11 protein-coding genes are annotated in these 15886 nt (G+C 60.4%); 7 read left to right on the top strand and 4 right to left on the bottom strand.

What is annotated here, in order from left to right; translation table 11 throughout:
• The first annotated feature begins 164 nt into the window (after positions 1-164).
• The 5 genes from NKH33_RS19380 to NKH33_RS19360 are packed head-to-tail and all read left to right on the top strand — an operon-like array spanning position 165 to position 7784.
• Positions 165-2903: an AMP-binding protein gene (locus tag NKH33_RS19380; RefSeq protein ID WP_502896435.1), complete on the top strand. Its 2739-nt coding sequence runs from the start codon at positions 165-167 to the stop codon at positions 2901-2903.
• The gene (gene nadE / locus NKH33_RS19375; protein ID WP_352472523.1) at positions 2900-3883 is read left to right on the top strand and encodes an NAD(+) synthase; all 984 of its coding nucleotides are present in this window, start codon (positions 2900-2902) and stop codon (positions 3881-3883) included. The genes NKH33_RS19380 and nadE overlap by 4 nt, the downstream gene beginning before the upstream one ends.
• Positions 3884-3886: 3 nt before the next feature.
• Positions 3887-5908, top strand: coding sequence for an asparagine synthase (glutamine-hydrolyzing) (gene asnB, locus NKH33_RS19370; RefSeq protein WP_352835877.1), 2022 nt, complete (start codon positions 3887-3889; stop codon positions 5906-5908).
• Positions 5905-7461 (top strand): class I adenylate-forming enzyme family protein, encoded by a 1557-nt coding sequence (locus NKH33_RS19365; RefSeq protein WP_352835880.1) that lies wholly within the window; start codon positions 5905-5907, stop codon positions 7459-7461. The genes asnB and NKH33_RS19365 overlap by 4 nt, the downstream gene beginning before the upstream one ends.
• 56 nt (positions 7462-7517) lie before the next feature.
• A complete protein-coding gene (locus NKH33_RS19360) occupies positions 7518-7784 on the top strand; it encodes an acyl carrier protein (RefSeq protein WP_023675628.1) in 267 nt (88 codons plus the stop codon).
• Between the two features lie 99 nt (positions 7785-7883).
• On the opposite strand, the gene NKH33_RS19355 is transcribed toward NKH33_RS19360, so the two are convergent.
• Positions 7884-8576, bottom strand: coding sequence for a N5-glutamine methyltransferase family protein (locus NKH33_RS19355; protein WP_352472474.1), 693 nt, complete (start codon positions 8574-8576; stop codon positions 7884-7886).
• A 399-nt stretch (positions 8577-8975) separates the two neighbouring features.
• Between NKH33_RS19355 and NKH33_RS19350 the strand changes: the two genes are divergently transcribed.
• Positions 8976-10727 (top strand): type I secretion system permease/ATPase, encoded by a 1752-nt coding sequence (locus NKH33_RS19350; protein WP_352472473.1) that lies wholly within the window; start codon positions 8976-8978, stop codon positions 10725-10727.
• 239 nt (positions 10728-10966) lie between these two features.
• Entirely contained in the window at positions 10967-12265 is a 1299-nt protein-coding gene (locus tag NKH33_RS19345; protein ID WP_352472472.1) for an HlyD family type I secretion periplasmic adaptor subunit, read from the top strand.
• 58 nt (positions 12266-12323) lie between these two features.
• Here NKH33_RS19345 and NKH33_RS19340 read toward each other — a convergent pair whose 3' ends face one another.
• The 3 genes from NKH33_RS19340 to NKH33_RS19330 are packed head-to-tail and all read right to left on the bottom strand — an operon-like array spanning position 12324 to position 15845.
• Positions 12324-13586 carry a polysaccharide biosynthesis/export family protein gene (locus NKH33_RS19340; protein WP_352541721.1) on the bottom strand — a complete coding sequence of 421 codons (1263 nt, stop codon included), beginning with the start codon at positions 13584-13586 and terminating at the stop codon, positions 12324-12326.
• Positions 13573-14844, bottom strand: a complete 1272-nt coding sequence (locus tag NKH33_RS19335) for a hypothetical protein (protein WP_352472470.1) — start codon at positions 14842-14844, stop codon at positions 13573-13575. Before NKH33_RS19335 ends, NKH33_RS19340 begins: the two co-directional genes overlap by 14 nt.
• Positions 14841-15845 (bottom strand): SDR family NAD(P)-dependent oxidoreductase, encoded by a 1005-nt coding sequence (locus NKH33_RS19330; protein WP_352472469.1) that lies wholly within the window; start codon positions 15843-15845, stop codon positions 14841-14843. The genes NKH33_RS19335 and NKH33_RS19330 overlap by 4 nt, the downstream gene beginning before the upstream one ends.
• Between the last annotated feature and the right edge of the window lie 41 nt (positions 15846-15886).

The following is a 15886-nucleotide window of genomic DNA, read 5'->3' as shown; positions in this document are numbered from 1 at the left end:
AACAGCCAGCGAGCCCGGCATGATTGGCTCTGCCGGCGGCTTGCGAAACAGGCGAAGTGACTAACCAAGCGTCATTGAGCGAAGATCGGGGCATCATCAGAATGATCGATGAAAAGATTGGGGCGGGGGGCGATAAGTGACCCTAATCTTAGCGTAGGCAACTCATGTCTTCGGCATATTTGGGATCAGAAGTCGCGGATCAGGATCTAGCGGTGGATTGTCAGACAACGACCTCGGATAATTGGTCAAGTGTCCCACAATACGCACTGGATCAGGGTGGTCCCGTACTGCGCCCATTTCAAAGATTGGGCGTCGATTTTACCAACATTGCGGCCTTCGATCACCTGAGAAATGTCGTCCGCCAGTACCCCGACAAGCTTGCAATCAGCGACGGCGCCAATCGTCTGACCTATTCCCAGCTCCTCCGGTCAGTCGAGACGCTGTCCCACCAGATCGCGGCGGCCGTCCCAGACGGACAGGCGATAGGGATTCTTCAGGCCAACTCGGCCTGGTATCCCATTGCCATGCTGGCAAGCATGACGGCTGGGCGGCCTTCGGTGCCACTCAACGCGCGAGATCCTAGCTCGCGTATCCTTGAAATCGTGGCCGGGGCGCGGCTCTCGGCTGTCCTGGGCGAGGGCAATGTCCGACCCGATGGTTTGCCTCACCTGGTCAATTGGATCGATGTGTCGACCAGTGCGGCCTCGCAGGCTGGGCAAGTGCCTCGTTCTTATTCCGTCTCGGTCGATGCGCCCGCCATCGTGCTTTATACGTCAGGGAGTACGGGCCGGCCCAAAGGCATCGTTAACAGCCAGCGCAGCTTGCTGTGCCGGGTCCAGCAATATGTCGATGCGTGCCACATCAACTCGGATGACGTTTTCCTGCCATTGACCGGACCGGCCACAATCGCCGGGTGCCGGGAGATTCTTGCTGCTCTTCTCACCGGCGCCACCTTGCATCTGGTCGAAGTCGAAGCGGTCGGCTTGCGCGCCGTTCAACGCCTGGTGCGATCCGAAGACGTGACAATCACCTATCTGGTGCCGGCACTGCTTCGCGCGCTTATGGCAGACGGACCTGCAGAAGCGTTCCATTCACTCAGAGTCGCCCGGATCGGTGGCGAGAAGGTGCCCTGGACCGACATCGCCCTGCTGCGCAAGGCCGTCTCCGATACGTGCCTTATCCAGATCGGTTATTCGTCAACCGAGACCACCGGCTCGCAATGGTTCCTGCCGCGAGACTGGCCAGAGCATGGAGATTCGGTTCCAGTTGGCTGGCTGCTGCCTGGAATCGCCTTCGCAATTGTCGACGAAGCGGGCCGCCGCGTTCAACCGGGCCGCAGCGGAGAGCTTCTGACCAGGAGCCCGTATGTCCTGCTTGGCCATTGGGAGGAGGGGGCGGTTGTGCCGGCAACATCAGACCCGCACGATCCAGGCCTTCGGATTTTCGCGACAGGTGACCTCGTTCGACTTGATGATCAAGGCCTACTGCACATCGTCGGTCGCAAGGGGCGCCAGGTAAAAATCAACGGTCGACGCGTCGAGCCAGCCGAACTCGAACGGGTGCTGCGTTGTGCACCCTCTGTCGCGGATGCCGTGGCAATCGTCACGGCCGCGAATGAGCTTGTCGCCTTTGCTATTCCTCGGCGCTCGGCCGAAGCGACCTTTTCGGACGAGCTTCGCCAGCTTGTCAGGACCAATCTGCCGCCGCCGCTGCGTCCCTTGCGGTTGCACACGATCGCCGAGATTCCGCGTCTGCCGAGCGGCAAAGTCGACATCACGACACTTGCAGAGATGGATCTTTCAGCCAGAGAGACAGCGGCGACCGCGCGTCCGCTCGAGCCGCAAGGCAAGCTGACCGCGCAGCAGGTCGTCCAGCGGGCATGGACCAGCATTCTCAATACGCGCGTAGCGGCAGGACGCTGGGATGACGCCGGAGGAGATTCGCTAAAGCTGCTGCACTGCGTCATGGAAATCGAAAGCGCCATCGGGCAGGAACTCGGCCTTGAGGCCTTCACCGTCGGGATGAGCCTGGAGCAAATGATCAAGGCGGTCGTGTCCGCCCAGGCAGGCGATCAAAGCGCGCGCGCCCAGAAGCACGACCCTCCCATTCTTTTTCTGTTCCCCGGGTCCGTCGGCTATGGCCCGAGCCTTGCTGCCTTTGCAGCAGCGATGGGCAAGGTGACCCGTGTTGCCCCGATCAGGTATCCGGCCCTGGCTATGATACTGCGCGGACAAGACAGCCTCGCCGATATGGCCGACGCCGCCGTCGACCAGATCCGCCGCGCCCAACCCTCGGGCCATGTACGACTTCTCGGCCATTCGCTCGGCGGCGCTGTTGCCTTCGAAGTTGCGGCGCGGCTGCTGGCAGCGGGGCGAACCGTAAAGTTCCTCGGCATCCTCGACACCAGCCTCGTCGGGGAGCGAAGCGCCCGCTGGGAGACGTTTACGCGCACAGTCAATCGAATCCGAACCAACCGCGTGTCCGCTTACCGGATGGCTTGCCGCGCCCTCGCGAAAGTTGCCGTGGCAATGAAGCGCGAGGCACAACTGGTCCAGTTTCTCGACCGCTTCGCTCAAGGACAGTTCAACGCGACGAGCTTTAGAACCAAACTAGAACTGCAAGAGGTTTTGCGCGCGCAAGCCTTCTTCCAGTGGGTGGCCGAGCCAAAGCCGGCTCTGCCGATCACAGGCACCCTGTTCCGCTGTGCTCGACCCGGAATGCCTCTGGCAATCGGCTGGGATAACGTCTTCGCCCATCTGGACGTGATTCCGATCGTCGGCAGCCACATCGATCTGGTTGTAGAGCCTCACCTTACCACCAATCGTCCCCTTATCGAGAAAGCGGTGGCGAAAACCTATTCGCCAATCGAGTCTCGCAAACTGGAGTACAAGCCATCGACCTGATCTCATCATTCGGCAAAGACGCCCTGGTGCTCGACGCTGGCGCGGAAGTCGATCGCATCGTCCAGATCTTGCGCCAGCAGGTCCTTGGCACGCTGCGACGTCGAGGCGTGGTTGTCGGCCTCTCAGGCGGCATCGACAGCTCCGTCGTTGCGGCGTTGTGTGTTCGCGCCTTTGGGAAAGGCAAGGTCCTCGGGATATTCATGCCGGAGCGCCATTCCTCCGGCGACTCACTGAGGCTCGGCCGCATTGTCGCCGCACACCTTGGTATCGAAACGATCCTGGAGGATATAACGCCGGCCCTGGAAGCGACCGGCGCCTATAGACGGCAGACCGAAGCAATCCAGACCGTCGTTCCCGAATATGGGGACGGCTGGAAATGCAAGCTGGTGCTCGCCTCGGTTCTCGAGAGCAACGGTCTCAACATCACGCGCCTCACGGTTCAGGACCCCGAGGGCAGGACCGACACAGTGCGCCTGCCGTCGGCAGCCTATCTGCAGATCGTCGCTGCAACCAACTACAAGCAGCGCCTGCGCAAGATGACCGAATACTACCATGCCGACCGCCTCAACTACGCGGTAGCGGGCACGCCGAACCGCCTGGAGTACGACCAGGGCTTCTTCGTCAAGCAGGGCGACGGAATTGCCGACCTGATGCCAATCGTCCACCTCTACAAGACCCAGGTCTACCAATTGGCCGAATATCTTGGGGTGGACGAAGAGGTCCGGCGCAGACCGCCCACCACGGACACCTTCTCGATGGCGCAGAGTCAGGAGGAGTTCTACTTCGCGCTTCCTTATTATCTGATGGATCTGTGCCTCTACGGCTTGAACCATGGGATCGCCGACGAAGACGTCGCTGAGGCAACCAGCCTCACGGTGATGCAGGTCCAGAAGGTTTTCAAGGATATCGACAGCAAGCGGCGCGCCGCACGTTATCTTCACGCGCGGCCGTTGGTGTCCTCTTCAATGGGCGAGGGCTAGGCGATGTGCGGCATCGCCGGAATTGTGTCGCTGAGCGCCGCAGCGGCGCCCCCTTCCCGGGATGCGCTGATACGCATGGCGGGGGCGCTGGCGCATCGCGGCCCGGACGAACGCGGCCTTTACCGGGACAGACGTGCGGGATTGGCGCATGCCCGCCTGTCCGTCATCGATCTCGCAAGCGGCCAGCAGCCACTCGCCGGCGCGGGCGACACAATGTGGATCGTCTTCAACGGCGAAATCTTCAATTACGTCGAGCTGCGACAAGATCTGGTTGCGCTCGGTTATTGCTTCCGCACACGCAGCGACACCGAGGTCATCGTCCATGCCTATCATGCGTGGGGCGAGGCCGCCTTCGAGCGAATGAATGGGCAGTGGGCAGTCGCCATCTGGGACTCCGTGGCAGCTCGTCTCGTCTTGTCTCGGGATCGGTTCGGCATTTGCCCGCTGCACTTTTGCGAGCATGGCGGGCGGCTTTACTTCGCCAGCGAGGTGAAGGCCATTTTCGCGGCCGATGCGGATATACCCCGCGCCTTCGATCCAGCCGGCATCGATCAGACTTTCACACTCTGGACTGTCGCGCCGCCACAAGGCGTGTTTGGAGGAGTAAGCGAACTCACGCCGGGGCATATCCGCATTTATGACAGCGGCGTCGTCCGGGAGCGGGCTTTTTGGAAGCCTGACTATCCAGAGGTTGACGGACCCGGCGATGATGAATTCACCGGCTCGCTTGATGACGCGGTGGAGGAAGTGCGCAGCGCCCTGGACGCCGCGACGGCGCTCAGGATAGTACGCGCCGACGTGCCGGTCGGCTGCTATTTGTCCGGCGGGCTCGACAGCTCGCTGGTCGCCACGCTGGGGAGACGCTTCGCGGGCGAGCGCTTCCAGACTTTCTCGCTGCGTTTTGCCGACGCCGAGTATGATGAGACGCATTTCCAGCGCCTGGTTGCCGGCGTGGCCGGCAGTGACCATCATGAGGTGGTTGTTTCGCGCAGCGATATCGCTGGCATCTTCCCTGAGGTGATCTACCACACCGAGCGGCCAATCCTCAGGACCGCGCCGGCGCCGCTGTTCCTGCTCTCGAGACTGGTGCGCCAGCATGGCATCAAGGTCGTGCTGACCGGCGAAGGGGCCGACGAAATGTTCGCCGGCTACGATTTGTTCCGCGAAGGCAAGGTCCGCCGCTTCTGGGGACGCCAGCCCGCCTCGACGCGACGCTCGCGGCTGCTGGAGCGCCTCTATCCCTATCTCAGCCGCTCGCCGGTACAGCAGCAGGCGATGGCACGCCAGTTCTTCGGGCGCGACATCCACGCCTGTGACGCGCCTGGTTTTGCGCATGGCACGCGCTGGCGAACCACAAGCGCCATCAAGCGGCTGTTTTCGGCAGACATGCGCGCCCAAACGGAGCGCCATAACGCCGTGTCCGAGCTGCTTGCCCGCCTGCCGCCGGAGTTTTCGCGATGGGGCTCTCTTGCGCAGGACCAGTATATCGAGATTCAGACGCTGATGTCGGGATACCTGCTTTCCTCACAAGGGGACAGAATGCTGATGGCTCATTCCGTCGAGGGGCGCTTCCCGTTCCTCGATCATGAACTCGTGAGACTCGCGAATTCGCTTCCGGCCGCCTACAAGCTGCGCGTGCTCGATGAAAAGCATGTGCTGAAGCGCGTAGCGCAACCGATCGTGCCGTCGGAAATCGTCACCCGCAAGAAGCAGCCTTACCGGGCTCCCAACGCGCTTTGCTTTGTCGCAGATGGCGCTCCGGCCTACATTCGCGAAGCACTTTCGGAGGCGGCGCTGCGCGAAGCGAACGTCTTCGATCCCAAGTCGGTTACCCGGCTCTTGAGCAAGTGCCAGGCCAGCGCCGGCGGCGGCGACCTGTCCAACTCCGACAATATGGCGCTGGTCGGAGTGCTGTCGACGCAGCTTCTCCATCGGCAATTTATCGCGAGCCGTCCAAGTGGGGCCCGCACGCTCAAGCTCAGCATCGATATCGACCGCGAACACCGCGAAGAGGTGCTCGCATGATGCATGGCGCCGTACCGCTCCTGCACGACTATCTCACCCACTCTGCCAGCCGGCTCGGCGAGAAGGTGGCCCTGGTGTGCGGCAATCAACGCGTCACTTATGGCGATCTCGATATGCGTTCGAACGCCATAGCGCACCATTTGACCGATGCCGGAATTGCGCGTGGCGATCGCGTGGTGGTCTTCGCCGACAACACTGTCGAGGCCGTCATTGCGTTCTGGGCGGTGCTAAAGGCCAACGCCGTGGTGTGCATCGTCAATCCGCTCACCAAAAGCGACAAGCTTGATTATCTGCTCAACGATTGCCGCCCGACGGCACTGATCACCGACAAACACCTGCACTCGATTTTCAGGGAGCCGGCGCGGAATTGCCCATCGTTGCGCCGCATGATCGTCTCCGGGCCGATCGAACACAGCGACCTGCAAGAATTGCCGCATGCTGTGCGCTGGGACGCTGCGGTCGCGGCAGCCGGCAGCACGCCGCCCTGGCGCCGCTGCATCGACATCGATCTCGCTGCGATCATTTATACGTCCGGCTCGACGGGCGAGCCCAAGGGCGTGATGCTGACGCATCGAAACATGATCGCCGCGTGCGCCTCGATTTCCTCATACCTGGCGCTTGCCGAAGACGAGGTGATCCTCAATGTCCTGCCGCTCGCCTTCGACTACGGTCTTTACCAGATGATCATGGCATTCGGCGCGGGCGCCCGGCTGGTGCTTGAGCGCTCATTCGCCTTCCCGGCGCAGATCCTTGGGCTGATCAAGCAAGAAAGGGTGACGGGTTTTCCCGGCGTACCGACCATCTTCGCCGCACTCGGGGAGCTCAGGTCTCTCAGGGATCAGGATTTTTCGAGTATTCGCTACGTCACGAACACTGCGGCCGCCCTGCCGCTCAAGCACATTCTCCTGCTGCAAGAGCTGTTTTCTGGCGCCCGCATCTATTCGATGTACGGCCTTACCGAATGCAAGCGCTGCACCTACCTGCCGCCGGAGGATCTGGAGCGAAAGCCGTCGAGCGTCGGGATCGCCATCCCCAATACGGAAATGTGGATTGTCGACGAGCATGACAGGCGGGTCGGCCCCGGCATCGTTGGTCAGCTCGTCATCCGCGGAGCGACGGTGATGAAGGGCTATTGGGGCAAACCGGAGGCGACAGCCAGGAAGCTCAAGCCCGGCCCGCTGCCGGGTGAGCAGGTCCTATACACCGGCGACTACTGCCGGATGGACGCCGAGGGCTACCTCTACTTCGTCGGTCGCGGCGACGAGATCATAAAATCGCGCGGAGAGAAGATAGCGCCGAAGGAGGTAGAAAACGTGTTGATGAACATTGCGGGCGTACGGGAAGCCGCGGTCATCGGCGTTCCGGACGAACTGCTCGGGCAAGCAGTGAAGGCATTTGTCGTGATGGAGCAGGGAAGCATGATCGGTGAAAAGCAGTTGCAGAAAGAGTGCCAGAGACGGCTGGAAAACTTCATGGTTCCGAAGTCCATCGTCATCGTACCCAGTCTGCCGATGACCGACACGGGTAAGCTCAAAAAAACGGCCCTGTCATGAGTCGGTACCAGGGCGAAGTTGATCAGCATTCATCTTTTGTACCGGAGGCGAAATAAATGTTATCTACCAAGGATAGAACCGATACCTGCAGCGAACAAATTCGCGCTTTCCTGGCCTCGAATTTCTATATAGCCGATCCCGAGAGCCTGGAGAGCGACACCTCGCTCCTCGACCAGGGCATCGTGGACTCGACGGGTGTGCTCGAGGTTATCGGCTTCATCGAGGAGACCTTCGGCATCACGGTCGAAGACAGCGAGCTGCTGCCGGAGAATCTCGATTCCATCGAGGGAATTGCGCAATACGTCATGCGCAAGAGAAACTGACGCAAGAGAAACTGATTTCCGAAATCTCGCGCAACTCTGTTTCAGCTTCCCGGCCGTTTCTAGCCGCGACAGCGCGTCTACCTGCCGCGGCTGCGATGCTTACGCCTGCGCCCTCGTATGTCCCACAACCACCCTGACCTCACCGGCCTGGTTGGTGACTGCCCGGATACTCTCATAGGCCTTGGAACGCTCGAGCAAACTCATGACCTGCCGGTCCTGGCCAAGCCCCACTTCGAAAAGCAGGATGCCTCCGCGCCGCAAATAGCGCGGCGCCTCCTTGAGCACCCGCATGTGGATGCTCAGGCCGTAGGGGCCGGCTGCGAATGCTTCACGCGGCTCGAGCTCGACCAGATGCGAACGGTCGCCCTCGAGCCGTTTTTCCGAAATGTAGGGCGGGTTGCAAACGATCACGTCGATAGTGCCGTCGAGCTCCAAGCCTGAGAAGGCGCTGAACAAGTCGCCCTGAAGCACCGTTACCCGGTCCTCGATTTTAAGATGGGTGACGTTGCGGCGCGCGACCTCCACGCATCCGTCGGTAAGATCGCTTGCCCACACGCGCGCGGTGGGAGCGTGGTGCGCGATGGCGCACGCCAGATTGCCCGCCCCACAGCACATGTCGACAACGCGAGGCACCGGCAGGTTCAGTTGGCTCAGGACATCGAGAGCGGCCTTGCCGAGCAGTTCCGTTTCCGGCCGAGGAACAAGCGCACCGGGCGAGACCAGCAACTGCAATCCCATGAAGGTGCTGCGCCCCCTGCCGTAGGCATCGGCAACATTGATCTCTTCGCTCACGACACTCGCCTCCCCGATTTAGCCGGCGTTGGTGGCCGACGTACCGATGAAGTGTATCTCAAAACCGTTTAACTCTCGATCGACAAAATCAAAACCCATCCGTCGCCAGACGCTTTGAAGCCTTGATGCTACAAAGATGATCATAAGCTTCTGCCGGGTGTCATGATTAGGAATATCTCCTTACCTGACCCGGTTATCCCCAGCCTGGCGAGCCAGTTGCCGAATTCTCAGCCTGGCGTCACGATTTTGCTACATTTTAATCAAAGAAGGCACGTATGTAAGCAATTCGTAATGTTCAGCAGCGGGGCGGGGCTGCTGCTTCCCGGAAGGTTAAAGTTTGTCCCTCATCGAAAGAATCGACGAGATTGCGCGGCAATTTCGCGTCAACGAGCGCACATCATGAAGTCGACCAAAGGGCGCTCGCTCGATCTCCGCTCCGCAATGTTCGGCTGTGTGCACGGCCTCGTCGGCGTAGGCGTTTTCTCGGCATTGATAAATATCCTCGCCTTGACCGGCTCCGTCTACATGCTCCAGGTCTATGACCGCGTGCTGCCTTCGCAGAGCGTGCCGACTCTTATCGGATTTACAGTCGGGATGCTGGGACTTTACGCGGCCTATGGGCTCCTCGATTTCGTGAGGCTTCGCCTGTTGGTCCGCATCGGCAGCCGCCTGCATAGAAATCTGCAGCAAAAAGCGTTCGCAGCCTCGCTTTCCCTGCCCCTCGTCGCCGGGCCGGATGCGAACCGGGTACACCCGCTTCGTGATCTGGACCAGCTACGTGGCTTTCTTTCCGGGCTCGGGCCGACAGTCTTGTTCGACGCTCCCTGGATACCATTTTATATGGTGGTCATCTATCTGCTGCACCCCGCGCTTGGCGTGCTGGCAACGCTCGGCGCATGTGCCGTTGTGTTTTTGACGGTGGTTGCCGAGATCATCGGCCGCAAACCAGCGGCTCGTGCATCTGAGACACTCGTAGCGCAGCGGCTTCTGGCCGACTCCGGCCGCCGCAACGCAGAGGTTGTTCAGGCGATGGGCCTTTCCGCCCCGCTTAGCCGGCGCTGGAACGAGGTCAGTCATCTTTATCTGAAGAACCAGGAACGGCTCTCCGACGTCGTCGGCGCAGCAAGCTCACTGTCGAAGACGCTCCGAATGGCCCTGCAATCATGTGTGCTGGGGCTTGGTGCCTACCTTGTGATCGGCGGCGAGGCCTCGCCCGGCGTGATCATTGCATCGTCCATATTGCTGGGCCGCTCGCTGGCACCGGTCGATGTGGCGATCGCAAACTGGAGAGGGTTTCTGGCAACCCGCAAAAGCTATTCCGAGCTGGCGGCAGCCCTGGATGCTTTTGATAGCCAGCAAGAGCCAATGGAACTGCCCGGCCCGAAGGCTGAGCTTGCGGTCGAGGAATTGACCGTCGCGCCACCAAGCCTGCAGAAGCCCACCATCTTCAATGTAAGCTTCCGCTTGGCGAGAGGCGCAGGGTTGGCGGTCGTCGGCCCGAGCGGCTCCGGCAAGACCACGCTCGTGCGCGCTTTGGTCGGCGCATGGAAGCCGCTTCGTGGCACGGTAAGATTGGACGGCGCCTCGCTCGATCAGTGGAACTCAGAACTGCTCGGCATTCATATTGGCTACCTGCCGCAGGACGTTGAGCTGTTCGACGGGACGATCGCCGACAACATTTCGAGGTTCGGCGGTAAAAGCGACGCAAAAGGCGTGCTGGCAGCTGCCAAGGCTGCGGGCGTGGACAAGATGATCATGCGTCTTCCGCAGGGTTTTCAAACACGCATCGGAGAAGGCGGCGCGGCCCTTTCGGCTGGGCAGAGGCAGCTCGTCGGGCTTGCCAGGGCACTTTACGGCGATCCATTCCTCGTCGTTCTTGACGAACCAAATTCCAATCTGGATGCAGACGGTGATGCTGCTTTGGCCGGCGCAATCCTGGCAGTGCGTCGGCGCGGCGGTATCGTGATCGTCGTTGCGCATCGCCCCTCCGCTCTCGTCAACATCGATCAGGTACTCGTCCTGTCGAACGGGATGCTCCATTCGTTCGGCTCGCGCGAAGACGTTCTGGCAAATGTGGTCCGGCCCTTCCCGCGCCCGGACAAGCCAAACATTGTCGTTCCGCTGCAGCACGGTGCAAGCGGGCATGCGTGAGGTATTGCTTAGTGTCTAACGTGACCATGTCGTCATATGCTGCGGTTGGCGGCGAAGGCCCGCCGACCGGGCAGAAGCCGCAACCGGATGGGATTCGAGCCAATCTACCCTGGGGTACTCTGGTCCGGAGCCTAGCAGCACATTGTCGTTCCGCCGCACAAGGGTGCAGCCGGGCATATGCGAGGTATCGCTCTGCTGTTGCCGTGTCATACGTCGCAGCCGGTGGCGAAGGCCGTTCGTTGGAGACGAAGCCAGAGCCGGATGGCATCCGGGCCAATCTGCTCTTGGGCCTGGCAACCAGCTTGCTGTTGATCTTTGGCGGAGGGCTCTGGTTGGGATTGACCAAGATTGCCGGCGCGGTGATTGCGCCCGCAACCGTGGTGGTCGAAAGCAACATTAAAAAAGTCCAGCATCAAACCGGCGGCACCATCGGCGGAATCTTCGCTCAGGACGGCGATCATGTGAAGGCCGGCGATGTGTTGGTCAGGCTGGACAACACATTGACCCGAGCAAACCTGCAGATAGTCACCGAGGACCTCAATCGCGCCACCATTCGTCTGGCCCGACTGGAGGCCGAGCGCCAGGGTCTGCCGGAAATGCAGACCCCGCCCGACCTTCGCGCTCAAATGGGCGACCCGCAAGTGGCGGCACTTGTCAGTGGCGAGCGTGCCTTGTTTGAAAGCCGTGCTGCGGCGCTGGCTGGCCAGAAGGCACAATTACAAAGCCGCGCGAAGCAGCTGGAACGTCAGATCGATGGCCTCAAATCGCAGCAGTCTGCAACGGACGAGTCTCTGGATCTGCTGACCAAGAACCTTGCGGATGTCGAATCTCTCTACGCAAAGAAGTTGGTGTCCAAGGAGAGGTTGAGCAATGTCAGCCTGGACAAGACCCGGGCTCGCGGCGAATCGGGACGCCTTGTCGCAGCGATAGCAGAGGTCCAAGCTCACATCAGTGAAACGGACCTGCAGGTGCTTCAGCTCGACGAACAAATGCGGAGCGACGTGACCAACGAACTTCGCGAAACGGAAGCCAAGCAGACCGAGCTCAGTGAGCGCAAGGTGGTGGCCGAAGACGAACTCAGCAGGACAGACATTCGTGCCCCGCAATCGGGCACAGTACAAGAATCCTCGGTCCATACCGTAGGAGGCGTGATTGGCGCGGGAGAGGTGCTCATGATGATTGTGCCCGATTCCGACAACCTTGTCGTCGACGCTTCCATTCCTCCGTCGCGTATCGACGAGATTCATCCCGGACAGCAGGTGTCGATCCGCTTTCCAGCGTTCGACGCCGGCACCACACCTGCTTGCGAAGGCTCGGTCAAGCGCGTCTCAGCGGATCTGATCAAGGATCAGCAACGCCAGCTTTCCTTTTTTTCGGCGCGTATCGACGTCGAGAATGAAGCGACGTGCCTGACAGGAGAGAAAATCCTCAAACCGGGCATGCCCGCCGAAGTCCACATAAGAACCGACGAGCGCAGTGTCTGGTCCTACTTGATGAAGCCCCTCACCGACCAGTTTTCCAGAGCTTTCAGGCAGTAAAGCGGTTGCCACACTCAACCGACAGTGCGGCGGCCGATTGGATCGGGGCGCAGCCGATCTATCGGGTCGCCGCATTTTCGAGAGCGCTGCTGAATCTGACCTCGATCGTGTCTCCCGGCATGACCTCGGTGTCTTCTTGGGCAAGCTGTTTTCGCCATTCTTCGCCGACCTTGCGAATGATCGTGACCTCGGCCTGGATCGTTTCGCCGGCAACCGGCAACGGCAGAGCGGCCGCTCCCGTGGGCTGCAACTTCTGGCTGGCGGCGCGAAGTCTTGCGCCAACGTCGGCAAGACGCACGTTGGTATCCTTCAACTCAGTCAGCAGACCCATTCTTCTTTGGTTGACATTGCGTTCGTGCTGTCTGGTAAAATCGTCCTGCTGACGTCGTGCTCTCATAAGCTCAACCGACGTTTCGAGTGCCCGGCTGGAAGAAAGAACCAAAGCGCGCCGGACATCGGCAAGCCGGGTATTGGTTAGATTTCCGGACTCAAACGCTTTCCTTACGCGCGCCAGCTCGTCTTCGTCCGCCTTCACTCCATCCGCTTCGGCCTGCTCGCGCTTGAGCAGGGTCTCGGTTTGTGCAGCAGCATCCTTGCCACTTTTTTCGAGAAAGCCCTGCTCTTGCCGGAAGTTGTCCAACGAGAGCTTCAGCCCTTCCGCTTCAGCCTGCGCGATCGCCGACGCAAAACTTGCCGGCAAGGGAGATCCTTGTGGTGGCTGCATGTCGAAAGTCGGTTTGTCCTGAAGTTCGGCGCGGATGCGGGCGCTATGAAAATAATCTCTCGTATATTCCCCCCAAAGCGACTCGTAATCGCGCCGCAGATCCACCGGATCCGGGCCAACCTGGTTTGCCCGGGACCGCAAAAGGCTGAAACCGCCTGACACGGCAATCGCCTGCCGCACGGTCATCAGCGGGCGGTAGGCCTGCTGTCCGGGAGTGAGCACGTCGCCGGTCACATAGATCGGCCTGTACTCCGCAACCACGGCGGTCACGTCTGTCGGCTTGATGACGATCATTTGCTCCCGCCCATCAGGCAGACGCTGGTGGAATATCTTGGTCGGCAAGATCGTCTGCATGCGCGTTTGCAGTTCAGCCGGAGTTAAGCCCCCCACCGAAACCATCCCGACTTCGGGAAGCGCGATCGTGCCGTCCATCTGGACCACCGCACGTTGCGTTCGCTCCGGGATGGAGGCAATTCCAATCTCGACGGTGTCGCCGGCAGAAAGTCGATAGGCGACCCGCGGTTCCGCTGCAGCAGCCGTATTCATGGCAGCCAGCATACCGAACACGACAAGAAGCATTCGATCAACGAGGACCATTGGCGGCAATCTCCTTCTGGTTCGACCGCGGCTCTTCCGGCCAATCGAGACGGGTGACGAATTCGTAGACCGGCCCGCCAGGCACGCCCCAGTTGCTCGACCAGATTACCTGTGAGCCGTCGGGGGATGGCGAGGCATGGGTCTCGCTCCAGTAATCGGACGGGACGTTGTGAGTTTGCGTGACGCGTCGAACCTCCCCGCTGCCGTCGAGGCGAAGCGCGATCACCTCTCGCGCATATGGCGCCCAGTCGGGATTGGCAGATATCTCTTCCGGCTTGCCGCCATAGCTTACGAACACCCAACCGCGCCTGTCCAATGCCCGCAGGGATGCATGCTCGGCTTCGCCAAACTTCATAAGTGAGGTGACCTTTCCGTCGGCCAGCCTCCTTTTGATGACGTGATATTTGTCAGGGTCGGACTTGCTGATGCCCACGAAAACTTCGCTGCCATCTTTATCCACCGTCATATCGCCATGGCCGGGGCGATGATGGTCAGTCCACCTCTGCCGCAACGTCCCGTCGACGGAGAAAATAGCCCGCTGCTCTGTGTCCTCGTTCACATTCTGAAAGCACAGGATGTTCGCACCGAGCGGGGAGATCGAGCAGGCGCTGACGGTTCCGGCAAGCTGAGCAAGATCGATGTCCGGAAATTTCCGGCGCTGCTTGAGATCATAGGCAAATACAACCATCGCGCCATCCCCACGGATTGCGCGCACTGCTATGCGATCGCCGTCACGGCTGGGATTGCCTTTGGACGGCCCGAACTGAAGATCACGATAATTCGGTGAAACGAACAGGACGTCTTCGCGATTGGTCCGCGGCGCCCAGGTCGAAATTTTCCGGTCCTGAACGCAGATCATCAGATCGGCATTTTGCGGATGCCATTCGCATTCAGCCGATCGAGCACGACGGAAGAGCGGGACATAGGTCTGCCCGTCGAAAAAGCACATGCCATTGCAGCCGTTGGTGATGACGAGGAGAGTCTGGTCCGAATTCCAGGCCTGGGCGCTGGAATAACGGTGGCTGCAGAATTTTTTCTCGCATACGACTCCATTCCCAAGGGCCCCAGGCTTGGTAATGCGCATGAAAATTGTCCCGAAGGCTGGGTCGGTCGCGGGTTGGAGATAATCGGGCAAGTCCATCGTCACTGGCGCAACAAATTGTCTCGACGCGCTGCTTTGCCGACTGCCTGCCACGGTCAAATCCAACGACAAGGCAGCCGCAATCAACAGAGCCAATCCTCCCGGGCGAAAGCTCATGTCATGTAGCCCATCTCGTGTCGCACCCGGCCTTCGCTGAGGCGCCCTTGCCACCATCCGATGGTCCGCTCCAGGCCTTCGCGCAGGCTGGTCTGGGCACGCCATCCAGTCTTGCTTTCGAGGAGCGAAGAATCGGCCAGCAAGGCACGCACCTCGGAATTCTGCGGCCGCAGGCGGCGCTCGTCCCGGTGGATTGGTTTCTTGCAGCCACTCAACTCGATCACCAGATCCAATATGTCCGAGATCGTCACGGCGCGCTGGCTTCCGGCATTGTAGGCATGGCCAAATTCGAGCTCGGCGGAACCTGCGGTCAAAAACGCCGCCGCGGTGTCTTCCACGAAAGTAAGATCGCGGATCGGGCTTGTGTCTCCCACCATGATCGCCGGGCATTTCTTGTCGAGAGCCTGGCGTATAATGGTCGGTACTATGGCCCGCTCACTCTGGCGCGGGCCGTACGTATTGAAGGGCCGCATGATAACCACAGGGATGTCGAACGATCTGGCGTAGGACTCCGCCATCATGTCCGCGCCGATCTTGGATGCCGAATATGGTGACTGTCCCTGCAACGGGTGCGATTCGCTGATAGGCATTGTCAGCGCGGTGCCATAAACCTCGCTTGTCGAGGTGTGCACCACACGCTCCGTATCCCATTGGCGCGCCGCTTCGAGGACGTTGACCGTGCCCAGGATGTTCGTCTCTACATAGGACTGGGCCGCGGCGTACGAATATGGGATAGCTATCAGTGCGGCGAGATGAAACACGACCGCCTGGCCACGCACGATCCGGTTAAGGAAGGCGCTGTCACGAACATCGCCGCGGATGAGGTTCAACTGGCTTCGAATGGTGTCCGGCAAATCGTCCAGCCAGCCGTGGCTGTCGAAGGAATTGTAGAGAGCCAGCGCAGTGACGTCCGCGCCGCTACGGACGAGTGCTTCGGTGAGATGCGACCCGATGAATCCGTCGGCACCGGTAACCAGAACTTTCCTGCCCTTGTATGCCATGACCCAAGCGTTCCCCCTATGACGTGAGGCACTGACTTTGC

This window comes from Mesorhizobium sp. M1182 (assembly GCF_040318335.1).
Lineage (GTDB): Bacteria > Pseudomonadota > Alphaproteobacteria > Rhizobiales > Rhizobiaceae > Mesorhizobium.
This window is presented reverse-complemented; position numbering and strand designations above follow the sequence as displayed.

Coding starts and splice junctions, on each gene's coding strand:
- NKH33_RS19330 (WP_352472469.1), bottom strand. CDS start 15,845: ATGGCATACAAGGGCAGGAAAGTTCTGGTTACCGGTGCCGACGGATTC.
- NKH33_RS19365 (WP_352835880.1), top strand. CDS start 5,905: ATGATGCATGGCGCCGTACCGCTCCTGCACGACTATCTCACCCACTCT.
- NKH33_RS19360 (WP_023675628.1), top strand. CDS start 7,518: ATGTTATCTACCAAGGATAGAACCGATACCTGCAGCGAACAAATTCGC.
- NKH33_RS19340 (WP_352541721.1), bottom strand. CDS start 13,586: ATGGTCCTCGTTGATCGAATGCTTCTTGTCGTGTTCGGTATGCTGGCT.
- NKH33_RS19350 (WP_352472473.1), top strand. CDS start 8,976: ATGAAGTCGACCAAAGGGCGCTCGCTCGATCTCCGCTCCGCAATGTTC.
- NKH33_RS19380 (WP_502896435.1), top strand. CDS start 165: ATGTCTTCGGCATATTTGGGATCAGAAGTCGCGGATCAGGATCTAGCG.
- NKH33_RS19335 (WP_352472470.1), bottom strand. CDS start 14,844: ATGAGCTTTCGCCCGGGAGGATTGGCTCTGTTGATTGCGGCTGCCTTG.
- asnB (WP_352835877.1), top strand. CDS start 3,887: ATGTGCGGCATCGCCGGAATTGTGTCGCTGAGCGCCGCAGCGGCGCCC.